The sequence below is a fragment of the Phreatobacter sp. GW821-FHT04C01 genome (genome assembly GCF_059420385.1).
Map to the genome: position 1 here is coordinate 366910 of NZ_JBWKTP010000007.1, position 12196 is coordinate 379105.

Genomic DNA, 12196 nt, shown 5'->3' on the forward strand with positions numbered 1-12196 from the left:
CGCGGCGCTGATGGCGTCGGTTTCCTTGATGGTTTTGGCGGCCGGCTTCGGCACTGCACAGGCCCAGCAGAGCCCTCCGGCCGCTGCGCCGCAACAGGCGCCGGCGGGGACCTCGACCGCCCTGGATGAGATCACGGTGAGCGCCGAGAGGGCGCCGTCGACGGTGTTCAATTCGCCGGGAACGGTGACTGTGATCACCGATCGGCAGATCGATCGTCAACTGATCCAGAGCCCGCGCGACGCGGTGCGCAACGAGCCGGGCATTGCGGTCGGCAATACGCCGACGCGCGCCGGCTCCGGCAATTACTGGATCCGCGGCATTGGCGACAACCGCGTGCGGGTCGAGGTCGATGGCGTGCGCGTTCCGGATTATCCGGGCAGCAATGCCGGCGCCGGTCTCTATACCCGCGACTTCCTCGACTTCGACAGCTTGAAGCGGGTCGAGATCATCCGGGGGCCGGCATCCGCGCTTTACGGCAGCGATGCCATCGGCGGCGTCGTGTCCTACGTGACCAAGGATCCGGAGGATTATCTGCGCGAAGTCGGCCGCGACTGGTATGCCGGCACCAAGCTCAGCTTCAACAGCGTCGATCGCAGCTTCGCCGAGACCATTACGGGCGCCGCCCGGCAAGGGCCGTGGCAAGGCCTCTTGCTGTTCACCCGGCGTGACGGCACCGAAACGCTGATCAATTCGGCGACCCGCCGGGCGAACCCGCAGAACTACCAATCGAACAACCTGCTGATGAAGCTGATCTACGAGACGCCGGACTCGGGACGGTGGCGCCTGACCGGTGAGGCCTTGTGGCGCGGCGTGGCGACCAATCTCCTCACCGACCGGTCGACGAGCGTCGCGGATTCGATTGCCCACGACACCAACAAGCGCTTTCGCTTGAGCCTCGACTGGACGCAGCAGCTGTCATGGGCGATCGCCGACCAGGTGACCGCCCTGGTCTATTGGACCGATCTCGACCGCCAGGAGCATCAGGACCAGTATCGCCGCAGCCCGCCGGCTCCGGCTCCGGCGCCGGCCAATCAGCTGCGGACGTCGGATTTCGATTTCCGGCAGGTCATTTTCGGCACCAACCTGCAGTTTTCGGCCCAGCGCCAATATGCCGGCTGGGATCACAACGTCATCTACGGCATCAACGCCGACTTCACCATGACCTCGCGCCCGCGCAACCGGACGCAGACCGACCTGACGACGGGATTGCCGATCGCGGGGCCGATCGGCGGCGAAATCTTCCCGAACAAGAGCTTCCCGGACACGCGCACGACCCAGGCCGCCTTCTATATTCAGGATACCGCCCAATACGGCGCGCTGCGGATCATCCCGGCCATTCGCTTCGACTATTACCATCTGACGCCGCGGCCGGATGCTGCGTTCTACAACACCAATCCGGGGTTCGCGATCGGCAACGTCTCGGCCTTCGCGGTGTCGCCGAAGCTCGGCGTGACCTATGATCTGAACGAGAATTATCGGCTGTTCGGACAATATGCCCGGGGCTTCCGCGCGCCGCCCTATGACAACGCCAACTTCGCCTATTCCAACCCGTCGCAGTTCTATCAGATCCTGCCGAACTTCAACCTGAAGCCTGAGACCAGCGATGGCTTCGAGGCCGGTCTGCGCGGCCGGTTCAGCAACGGTTCGAGCTTCCAGGTCTCGGCCTTCTACAACCGCTATCACGACTTCATCGACACCGTCGTGGTCAACAATGGCGGTGCCCCGTCGATACCGCCGGGCACGACGATCTTCCAGTATCAGAACGTTTCCTCGGTCGTCATCTACGGCTTCGAGGCCAAGGGTGAATGGCGGATCAATCCGGAATGGACCCTGACGGGTGCGGTTGCCTATGCACGCGGCACCAATCAGATCACCCATCAGCCGATCAATTCGGTCGATCCGCTGACCGGCGTCGCGGGGCTGCGCTACGACAGCGGGTCGGGCTGGGGCGTCGAGGCACGCATGAAGGCGGCCGCGGCCAAGACCCTGGTGGACTCGACGGGCCAGCAGCCGGGCGTGTCGACCTACAAGCCGGGCGCCTACGCCACTTTCGATCTGCTCGGGCGTTATGAGATCAACCGCAATGTGACGCTCAATGCGGGCATCATGAACATCGCCAATGCCCGCTACTTCAACGCCATCGACGTGAACGGCATCGCGGCCAATAACGCCAATCTCGAGTTGTTCCGGGCGCCGGGCCGGTCCTTCACCATGAACGTTTCGGCGAGGTTCTGACATGCGCCGGGCATCGACCGCGCGGAAGGCAAGCGGCCGGGGGGCCTACACCCCCCGGCCTCGTGCCATGCCGCACGATCGATCCGAGCCGATCCTGGCGCCGCCATCGCCGCCGCTGCCGTCACCCTGCCTGGACGAGCCGCTGCTGCTCTTCGGGCCGATGCCGGGCGGTACGGGTTCGGACGAGGCCGCGGTTCTGGTGGCTCCGGCCCTTACCGTCGGCCGGGATATTGCCGCCGCCGATGCCGTTGCGGGCAGCGCGCCGCCGGTGACGCTCGATGGCGCGGCGAGTGCCGAAGCCGTCTCGCAATTGGGCATCCCGCCCGCCGCACCGCCCGCGGTCGTGCTGGGCGATCCGAACACCATTCCCACCGTCGCCGACAAGGTCCGCCGGCGGGTTTCCCTCTCCGTCGTCGCGTCGGTCTGCCTGCATGCGGCGGCGCTCGCGCTCGCGCTTTATCTCGGGCTGCAGACCGTCGAATCGCCCTCGGACGGTGAAGACTCCGTCGCTGTCGAGATCGTCGCCGGGGAGGCCGGTGCACCGGCCGAGCAGGAGACCGCGAGCGGCACGGAAAACACCACCCGGGTGAATGCCGGCGTCGAGATACCGGTCGAGGCGCCGCCCACCACCGAGACGGTGGAGCCGCAGCAGCCGCCCCCGCCGGCTGAAACGGCCGTCCAGCCGCCGCCCGAGCCACAGCCGGTGACCGAGCAGGCCGAGGCGCCGCCGCCACCGCCGGAAACGCCGCAGCAGGTCACCGAGGCGCCGCCGCCGGTCGTCCAGCCCGATCCGGTGCCGGTCGCGACCACCACCGAGGTGGCCCCGGTGCAGGCCATCGTCACACCGGCGCCGACGCCGCCGACGCCGGTCACCCAGCCGGTCATCCGGCGCGAGCCGCCGCCGGTGGTGCGCCGCGAACAGCGCCCGGTCCGCGCCCAGGTCACCCCGCCGCGTCGCGAGCCGACCACCGAGCGCCGTCCGGCGCAGCCGGTGCAGGCGGCGACCCGGCGCTCGGCGCCGGCAGGCGAAGGCACCGGCACGCGCAACAGCCAGGCGTCGTCAGGCAATGCCGCCTCGGGCGGCGCCCAGGCCAGTGCCGCGGCGGTCGCCACCTATCGTCAGCGGGTGCTCGCCCATCTCGCCCGCTTCAAGGTCTATCCGGACCAGGCCCGCGACCGCGGCATCGTCGGCCGCGCGGTCATCGCCTTCACCTTGTCCCGTGGCGGCCAGGTGACGGCCTCGTCGCTCGCCGGCTCGTCTGGCGCCGCCATTCTGGACCAGGCCACGATCGCCATGCTGCGCCGTGCGGTGCCGTTCCCGGCCATGCCGGAGGGCGGGCCGACGACAATGAGTTTCACCGCGGGAATCCGCTACGATCTCCGCTGAAATCCACTATAAGATTGTCGAGAGACACAGGAGACAAACCATGTATATCGCGATGAATCGCTTCAAGGTCATCAAGGGCGAAGAGGGCGAGTTCGAGCAGGTCTGGCGTTCGCGCCAGTCATACCTGAATGAATTGACCGGCTTTATCGAATTTTCGCTGCTCAAGGGCCCGGAGCGCGAGGATCACACGCTCTACGCCTCGCACACCGTGTGGGCGACCAAGGAGAACTTCACCGCCTGGACCAATTCCGAGCAGTTCCGCAAGTCCCACGCCCGCGCCGGCCAGGGCAAGCCGCTGTCGATCGGTCATCCGGAATTCGAAGGCTTCGAGGCCGTGCTGATCGACGACAACCGGTCGGTGCCCAGCGCGGCTGCCGAGTGAGGATCTGACATGACTGCGCAAGCCTTGGCTTCGAGCGATACCCTGGCTTCGGCCGACGATCGGCTCGCCGCCGCCCGCGCGGCGCTTGCCGCCAAGCCGGACGGCGTGATCGAAGCGGTGGCACGCCAGCACGGCGTCGCCTCGCGCGACGTGCTGGCCATGCTGCCGGCGGCCGAAGCGGTGTTCGCGCCGGCCGCGGCCTTCGGCGACATCTGGCAGGACATGACCGGCTGGGGCGAGATCCTGTTCATCGTCAACACGCCGGACATCGTGCTCGAATGCCACGGCACGCTGCCGGCCGGCAGCGCCGGCCACGGCTGGTTCAACGTTCACGGCGACAGCCCGATCGGCGGCCACATCAAGGCCGACAATTGCCGCGAGATCGGCTTTGTCGACCGGGTGTTCCATGGCCGGCGGTCCTGCTCGATCCAGTTCTACAACGAAGCCGGCGAGGCCATGTTCAAGGTCTTCGTGCGGCGTGACGACAAGCGCGAACTGCTGCCGGAGCAGACCGGCCGTTTCGAGCAACTGCGCGCCCGCTACGCCTGAGCGGAAGTTGCCGGACACTGTTGAAACCGCGTCCGCCCGCTAGGCGGGCGCGGTTTTTTTTGTGTGTGTGGGTCTTTGAGTAGACGGCGCGCGCGGAGCGTCGTTCGCGTGGTTCAGCACCAGGCGCAATTCGCCACCCTTCGAGATTGCGCGCGGGAGCCGCCGCGCTTCACCTCCCCCGGCGGGGAGGTCGGCGCGCAGCGCCGGGAGAGGGGGAATTGACGATTGAGGACAAGGCTTTACGCATTTCGCATGGAGCTTCGTCGTGGAGCGCCGTGCCCCCTCTCCTGACCGCTCCCCGGCGGGGAGAGGTGAAGGTGGTGGTTCTCGTGCGAGGACTCGAATGGGCGCTAACTGGGGCGCCGCGTTGGAACAGCACAGAGTGTCGAGCTGACTGAACGCCTCAGCCCGGGAACAGCGGCTCGCTGGTAACCGGCCGGAAGAACGAGCGTTCGTAGCGCAGGAAGCAGCGGGTTTCCCGGGCATAGGCCATGGCCTTGGCGACCTCGGGATCACGGGCGGCGGCCTGCCGGTATTGTTCATAGGCCGCGAAGCTCTCGAAACTGAACATGCCGAGCGCGATGTCGCTCTCGCCCTCCGAGGGCAGGAAATAGCCGTGATGCACGCCGCCGAAGCGCGGCAGCAGCTCCAGCCACATCCGGCCATAGGTCTCGAATTCGGCGAGCTTGTCCTGGTCGACGACGTAGCGGATATGGCAGGTGATCATCGGGAGCTCCGGGGTGCTTGGTGGGGGAGGTGGCCGGCCTGGCAGGCGCCGCCGTCACGGGCCATCGAGCCCGAAAATGAAACCGAAGGGGTCGACGAGCTGACAGACCCGGCGTCCCGCCGCGACGTCGAGCGGGCCGCGATGAGGACTGCAGCCGGCGTCGAGCAGCCGCTGGCGTTCGGCGGCGAGGTCTTCGACGGCCCAGTAGGGCACGGTGCTGCCGCCGACGGGGTTTCTGGACGAGGCCGGATGGAAGCCGAGCTCGATGCCGTCGAGATCAAGCCAAGCATAGACATTCTGGCCGTCGATATCGCGCTGGACCTCGGCGTCGAAGACGGCGGCCCACCAGCGGGCGGCGGCCTCGGGATCGCCGACGAAGACCATGATGGTGCGAATACGGCGTAGCAATGGGCTCTCCCAGGGACCGGACACGGCACGCATCGCTTGCGGCGTGATCCCTTCGTTCCGCTGTTACCGGCCTTTTCGACGCGGCGCGAGGTCAAGTCCAGTGTCAAAGCGAGGATGGTCCGGCCGCGTGCCGACCGCGGCGCTTGCGCTCGAAGAGCTTCGCGCCTTTCATGGCACCGAAGGTCCCAGGCAAAAGCAGGCGGAGCCACACCATGGCCTCGACCCGGGACCTCGAAGGGAACACCACGTCCGGACGGCCCGGCATGATGCATCACTTCCGCGCGGCTTGGCCGCGTGCGGGGAGCATCGCCGGCCGGCGGGCCCAAGGGAGGGAAGCATGCCCGGTGACGGCCTGTCTGATGATGGTCTGGCGGATTTTGTTATTGTCGGCGGCGGCTCCGCCGGTTCGGTGCTGGCTGGCCGGCTGACCGAGGATCCTGCGACCCGGGTGGTGCTGCTCGAGGCTGGCGGCGGCGGCGACAGCCTGGTGGTCAACACGCCAGCAGCGGTGGTCGCCATGCTGCCGACGCGCATCAACAATTGGGGTTTCGCGACGGTGCCGCAGAAGGGGCTCGGCGGCCGGATCGGTTATCAGCCGCGCGGCCGTGGCCTCGGTGGCTCCTCGGCGATCAACGCCATGATCTATGTCCGCGGCAACAAATGGGACTACGACCATTGGGCAAGTCTCGGCAATGCCGGCTGGTCCTATGCCGATGTGCTGCCTTATTTCCTCAAGTCCGAGGCGAATGAACGCCTTGATGGTCCGCTGCACGGCCGCGACGGCCCGCTCGCGGTCTCGGATCTGCGCACCGACAATCCGTTTCCAGGGATCTTCCTCGATGCCTGCCGGCATTTGCAGCACCGGGTGACCGAGGATTTCAATGGCGAGGACCAGGAAGGCGTCGGCCTTTACCAGGTGACCCAGAAGAACGGCGAGCGCTGGAGCGCCGCACGCGCCTATCTCCTGCCGTTCATCGGCAAGCGTCCTAACCTCGATGTGCGCACCCGCGCCCGCACCAGCCGCATCCTGTGCGAGGGCAAGCGCGCGGTCGGCGTCGAATATCGCGTCGGTAAGGAAACCCGCATCGTGCGCGCGCGCCGCGAGGTGATCATCTCGGCCGGTGCGTTCCAGTCGCCGCAGCTGCTCATGCTGTCGGGCATCGGTCCCGGCGCGGAGCTCAACCGTTTTGGCATTCCCCTGGTGTCGGAGGTTCCCGGTGTCGGGCGGAACCTGCAGGACCATCCGGATTTCATCTTCAACTACAAGTCGCGCAGCCAGGACCTCATGGGCGTGTCGCCGGCCGGCTCGGTCAGGCTGGTCAAGGAGATCATGCGTTATCGCCGCGAGCGGCGCGGCATGCTGGCCTCGAATTTCGCCGAGGCCGGCGGTTTCCTGAAAACCCGGCCCGATCTGCCGGCGCCCGACATCCAGCTGCATTTCGTCGTCGGCATCGTCGACGACCATGCCCGCAAGCAGCATCTCGGCCATGGCTTTTCCTGTCATGTCTGCCTGCTCCGGCCGAAGAGCATCGGCCATGTCGGCCTGACCAGCCCGGACCCTCTGAGCCCGCCGGCGATCGATCCGGCCTTCCTGGACCATCCCGACGACGTCGCGGCCATGGTCGAGGGTTTCAAGATCACCCGGCGGATCATGGATGCGCCGCCTTTGGCCGCCCAGCGGACCAAGGACATGTACACCGCGGGCGTCGAGACCGACGATGAGATCGTCGACGTGCTGCGCCGCCGGGTCGACACGGTCTATCACCCGGTCGGCACCTGCAAGATGGGCGTCGATGCCATGGCGGTGGTCGATCCGGCGCTCCGGGTGCGCGGCGTCGAGGCGCTGCGGGTCGTCGACGCCTCGATCATGCCGACCTTGATCGGCGGCAATACCAATGCGCCGGCCGTCATGATCGGTGAAAAGGCCGCCGACCTGATCCGGTCCTGAACAGCGCGACGAGCGGGAGATCACCATGACCAAGAGGCGACCGGGTTGTCTCGCCATCGCACTGGCATTCTGCGCTCTCTCCGGAGCGGCCGTGCCGTCGATCGCCCAGCCGGCAACCGCGCCACCGGCGGCGCCCCTTCAGCGCGACGCCGAACCGGCGACGCGAGCGGCCAACGAGGCGGTGCTGCGCACGCTGAACTTCGCCGATCGCGCCGATTTCGACAGTGCCCGGCGCGGTTTCATCGCCGCCATTCCCGACGGCACGATCGCCGGGCCGGCGGGGGCGGGCGGCCTCACCGCCTGGTCGATGAAGCCTTATGACTTCCTCAATGGCGAGGCGCCGCCGACCGTCAATCCGAGCCTCTGGCGCCAGGCCCAGCTCAACAATATCCACGGCCTGTTCAAGGCCGCCGAGCGCGTCTACCAGCTGCGCGGCTACGATATTTCCAACATGACCGTGGTCGAAGGCGATACCGGCCTGATCATCATCGACCCGCTGCTGGCGACCGAAACCGCCAAGGCCGCGCTCGACCTCTATTTCGCCCATCGGCCGCGCCGGCCGGTGGTGGCGGTGGTCTACACCCACAGCCATGCCGACCATTTCGCCGGGGTGAAGGGCATCACCACCGATGAGGATGTGCGGGCTGGGCGGGTCAGGATCATCGCGCCCGACAAGTTCATGAAATTCGCCGTCGCCGAGAACCTGATCGCCGGCAATGCCATGAGCCGGCGCGCCTGGTACCAGTTCGGCTCGATGATCCCGCCCGGGCCGCGCGGCCAGGTCGATACCGGGCTCGGCCGGACCGTGGCGCGCGGCTCGTTCACGCTGATCGCGCCGACCGACGAGATCAGGCAGGACTACGAGACGCGCACCATCGACGGTGTCGAGATCGAGTTCCATCTGACGCCGGGCACCGAGGCGCCGGCCGAGATGACGCTCTATTTGCCGCAGTTCCGCGTGCTGAACATGGCGGAGCTGACCACCGGCACCATGCACAATCTCTACACGATCCGCGGCGCCGAAGTGCGCGACGCCCGCGCCTGGTCGCGCTATATCGCCGACTCGCTGGAGCGCTACGGCGAGCGGACAGACGTGGTGATCGCCCAGCACAACTGGCCGGTCTGGGGCGCGGAGCGGATCCAGCCCTACCTGCGCAAGCACCGCGACATCTACAAGTTCATCCACGACCAGAGCGTCCGGCTGCTCAACCACGGCTATACGCCGGCCGAGATCGCCGAGACGCTGCGCATGCCGGCGAGCCTGGCCAGCGAATGGTCGGTGCGCGGCTATTACGGCACGCTCAGCCACAATGCCAAGGCGATCTACCAGCGCTATCTCGGCTGGTACGACGCCAATCCCGCCAATCTGCAACCCTTGCCGCCGGTGGAATCCGCCAGGAAGACCATCGACTACATGGGCGGCGCCGCGGCGGTGATCGCGCGCGCCCGCGACGACTTCAAGGCCGGCCAATATCGCTGGGTCGCCAGCATCATGAACCAGGTGGTCTTTGCCGAGCCGGGCAATCGCGAGGCGCGCGAGCTGGGCGCGGCGGCGCTCGAACAGCTCGGTTACCAGGCCGAGGCCGGCACCTGGCGCAATGCCTATCTGATGGGAGCGATGGAGCTGCGCTCCGGTATCATGCGCCGCGCCGGCGGTTCGACGGTGACCGCCGAAATGCTGAGCGCCATCCCGCTCGACCTCCTGTTCGACTATATCGCCGTGCGCCTCAACGCCGAGAAGGCCGAGGCCAAGCGTATCGTCATCAACTGGACCTTCTCGGACACCAACCAGACCTTCGTTCTCAATCTCGAGAATTCGACGCTCACCAACATGCCGGGAAGGCTCGCCGCCAATGCCGATTGCGGCTTCACGCTGACGCGGGCGACCTTCGACGCCATCCTGCTCAGGCAGAAGACCTTTCCCGCGGCGATCGCCGCGGGCGAGGTGACGTTTACCGGCAATCCCCTGAAGTTCGGCGAGCTGGCCGCCATGCTCGACGAGTTCTCGCCGTTCTTCCCGATCGTCGAACCGCGTGGGGCGACGCCATGACCGTGCGCCGGCGCCTCGCCGCGGCTTTGGCCGCCGGCCTCGTTCTCGCCGGCGCGCCGGGCGCTCCGCCGGCCCGGGCCTGCGGTTTCGACGGTGTCTTCGACGGCAATTTCGGGGTCTCGCATCCGCTCGCCATGGCGGTTGCGGTGGCGATCCGGCAAGCCGTGCGCGACGAGGTGCTGCCGCCGGATGCGGCCGCGCCGATCGTCGCGGGTTCGGCCGGCCTCTGGCAGGCGACCGCCAGGATCCACGTGCTGGCACGCGGCCTCGGCCTTGCCGCGCCCGACGATCGACGGGGCTTTGCGCTGCACCTCGCCGATTCCGGATTATGGGCGCGCCTGGCGCCGGCGCATGCGGGGCTTGCCGTGGAGATCCATGTCGACGGCCCACGGCCGGGCGAGGCGATCATCATCACCCATCGCGCCGTGCTGGAGCGACTGGTCGCGATGCGCATGAGCGCGCGTCAGGCGCTGGCCCACGGACTGGTGGCCTTTGACGGCGCCGACGAGGCCGTCGCCGCGCTGCGGAACCGGTTCGTCATGCTCGACGACACCATCGCCGCGGCCGCGACGGCCGATCTCGGCCAGCGACTGCCATGGCGGGCCGCCGCCGGCCGAGCGGCCGTGCCGTAAGCGGTTCGCGGCCGGCTTGGGGCAGAGCCTGCGCGCGTGACGAAAAGATCGATCGAAACAAATCTCGCCACGGGAAAGGCGCGCGGCGTGGCCGCTGTCGGTGCGCGTGGCGGCCTTGCACGGCAGGCCGGTCAGCGTGCTATCGAGATGCCTGTGGATCCGAAGAAAAAGAGATCTCGAGGGCACGGTCGCGGTTTGCGCCATCTCCGCGTCCTCGACCAGGGCCGGTCGTGAGATCTTGCGCAAGGAAAATGCTTTGGGCGCCGCACGATGGTTGAGAAGTTCCTGAACGCGGCCCTCGGCGTGATCGGGCCCTCTTGTGAATAGCCAACGCCACGGGGATGGGCCGTTCCATGCCGAGATCGATCTCGCTTCTTGATGCCATTGTCACGGGTCGCCTCGGGCCGGTTGGTGACGGCGCCTCCTTTGCCGATATCGCGCGTGCCTTCGGTGCTCCGGCATGGATCGATTGCCGTGACGCGCAGACCTGGACCTGGCACTTCGGCGGCTTGGTCGTGTCCGGCCCGACGGATGGGCGACCGGCCGACAGCATCCGCCTGGTCGACATCGGCTACGCGGCGGCACCGCTCATGCTGTTGGGCGGCCCGGCTGAACGGTTTCCCACTCCCGGTCCCAAGTCCCTGGCCGATCATTGCGTGGTGCTCATGCTCGACTTCGACGGCGCCGCGCGGCCGAGCGCCGTCATCGATCTGCTCGTATCGGCCGGCGTGCCCGTCGAGGTCGGTTATTCCGATGAGGCAGGCGAGGGTGGCTACCGGCTGGTGCTGCGCGCCAAAACCGTCACGATCGTCTTTCGTGGCGACCTCGCTGCCGCCGGCAGCGGAACTCCGCCGCGGGGCGTCCGGCTTCCGGCAGCCGCCATCGGCGGGCTTGCGGATGGTTTCGCGCGCCTCGAGACGATCGAATGGTGCCGGCAGCCCGATGACGCCGCGATCCGCTGGATCGAACCCGGCGCCTATCTGAGCGGAGCGATGGAGGGGGCCAAGGCCGGTCCCGAGCACTCCTGGCAAAGACGGCAGCTCCGTCCGCCGATCGCGCTGACCGATTTTCTCACCACCGGACGTTTGGGCCCGATCGGCTTTCCCGCCAGCCGCGGCGAGATCGGCGCATTGCTCGGACCACCGCGCGGCGGCGATGTCGGACCCTGTCTCGACTATTGGGCCTATGGCGCGTTGCACATGAATTTCGACGACGGTGAACTGACCTGGATCCAGCTGGAATATGCGAACCTGTTCAGTGGCGATTGCGAGGTCCTGCCGACGCGCGGCCCCACCGGTCCGTTGGTCATCGATCTCCAGGGCCTGTCGGGGTCGTCCCGCCCCTCCGATCTGTTGCGGCTGCTGCGCACGCGCGGCGCCGCTCCACGCGTGATGGTCGGGACCCGCGGCCAGGGCGAGGATCTCAGCTTCGACGTCTGCATCGTGGCCGACACCGTGCTGATCCGCTTTGTCGGCGTTGGACATGAGGATCGGGGCACGATCGTGCCAGGCGATCCGGCGGAATGGATCCGGATGATCGAGGCATCCGTCCGGATCGACGAGATCTATGCTTTCCGATCCGACCTCGCGGAGAAACAGATCGCGTCGGAATGCGTGGGTTTCGAAGAGGTGCCGGCGAGCGACTATCTCGTACAGGCGACGGCCCAGGTCGCATGAGGTCACGCTCAACCGGTTCTGCCGGCCGCGGTGCTGTGGTCCTGACAGCTGCGGACGGCAAATCACTGAACCTCCGCCATTGACGGGGCGAAGGTCAGGGGAGGGGAAAGGCGCGTCGAAACCGACCCTCTCCCTTTGGGAGAGGGTTGATTGCGTTGAGTGTTTTGCCGTGAGCGCGGCCGTGGGCGGGATCACCCCGGC

General features: G+C 67.4%; 10 protein-coding genes. 8 read left to right on the forward strand and 2 right to left on the reverse strand.

Annotated elements, in window-relative coordinates; genetic code table 11:
* Positions 1 to 28 precede the first annotated feature (28 nt).
* From AC07WJ_RS25760 to hutX, 4 genes are all read left to right on the forward strand, one after another.
* On the forward strand, positions 29 to 2236 hold the full coding sequence (locus AC07WJ_RS25760) for a TonB-dependent hemoglobin/transferrin/lactoferrin family receptor (protein WP_494937550.1): 2208 nt from the start codon (positions 29 to 31) through the stop codon (positions 2234 to 2236).
* A gap of 67 nt (positions 2237 to 2303) precedes the next feature.
* Positions 2304 to 3623 carry an energy transducer TonB gene (locus AC07WJ_RS25765; protein WP_494937527.1) on the forward strand — a complete coding sequence of 440 codons (1320 nt, stop codon included), beginning with the start codon at positions 2304 to 2306 and terminating at the stop codon, positions 3621 to 3623.
* Between the two features lie 40 nt (positions 3624 to 3663).
* The gene (gene hmuQ / locus AC07WJ_RS25770) at positions 3664 to 4005 is read left to right on the forward strand and encodes a heme-degrading protein HmuQ (protein WP_494937528.1); all 342 of its coding nucleotides are present in this window, start codon (positions 3664 to 3666) and stop codon (positions 4003 to 4005) included.
* Positions 4006 to 4014: 9 nt separating this feature from the next.
* A complete protein-coding gene (hutX, locus tag AC07WJ_RS25775) occupies positions 4015 to 4554 on the forward strand; it encodes a heme utilization cystosolic carrier protein HutX (protein ID WP_494937529.1) in 540 nt (179 codons plus the stop codon).
* A gap of 403 nt (positions 4555 to 4957) precedes the next feature.
* Here the strand turns inward: hutX and AC07WJ_RS25780 are convergent, their stop codons facing one another.
* Both AC07WJ_RS25780 and AC07WJ_RS25785 read right to left on the reverse strand, forming a co-directional pair.
* Positions 4958 to 5281 carry an NIPSNAP family protein gene (locus AC07WJ_RS25780; RefSeq protein WP_494937530.1) on the reverse strand — a complete coding sequence of 108 codons (324 nt, stop codon included), beginning with the start codon at positions 5279 to 5281 and terminating at the stop codon, positions 4958 to 4960.
* Positions 5282 to 5335: 54 nt separating this feature from the next.
* Complete coding sequence (locus AC07WJ_RS25785) at positions 5336 to 5689, reverse strand: VOC family protein (RefSeq protein WP_494937531.1); 354 nt, start codon at positions 5687 to 5689, stop codon at positions 5336 to 5338.
* A gap of 337 nt (positions 5690 to 6026) precedes the next feature.
* On the opposite strand from AC07WJ_RS25785, the gene AC07WJ_RS25790 reads away from it, so the two are divergent.
* The 4 genes from AC07WJ_RS25790 to AC07WJ_RS25805 all read left to right on the forward strand — a co-directional run bounded on the left by AC07WJ_RS25790 (position 6027) and on the right by AC07WJ_RS25805 (position 11995).
* Positions 6027 to 7637, forward strand: coding sequence for a GMC family oxidoreductase (locus tag AC07WJ_RS25790; RefSeq protein WP_494937532.1), 1611 nt, complete (start codon positions 6027 to 6029; stop codon positions 7635 to 7637).
* A gap of 25 nt (positions 7638 to 7662) precedes the next feature.
* A complete protein-coding gene (locus AC07WJ_RS25795; RefSeq protein WP_494937533.1) occupies positions 7663 to 9687 on the forward strand; it encodes an alkyl/aryl-sulfatase in 2025 nt (674 codons plus the stop codon).
* Positions 9684 to 10319 carry a hypothetical protein gene (locus AC07WJ_RS25800; RefSeq protein WP_494937534.1) on the forward strand — a complete coding sequence of 212 codons (636 nt, stop codon included), beginning with the start codon at positions 9684 to 9686 and terminating at the stop codon, positions 10317 to 10319. The genes AC07WJ_RS25795 and AC07WJ_RS25800 overlap by 4 nt, the downstream gene beginning before the upstream one ends.
* 353 nt (positions 10320 to 10672) lie before the next feature.
* On the forward strand, positions 10673 to 11995 hold the full coding sequence (locus AC07WJ_RS25805; RefSeq protein ID WP_494937535.1) for a hypothetical protein: 1323 nt from the start codon (positions 10673 to 10675) through the stop codon (positions 11993 to 11995).
* The last annotated feature ends 201 nt before the right edge of the window (positions 11996 to 12196 follow it).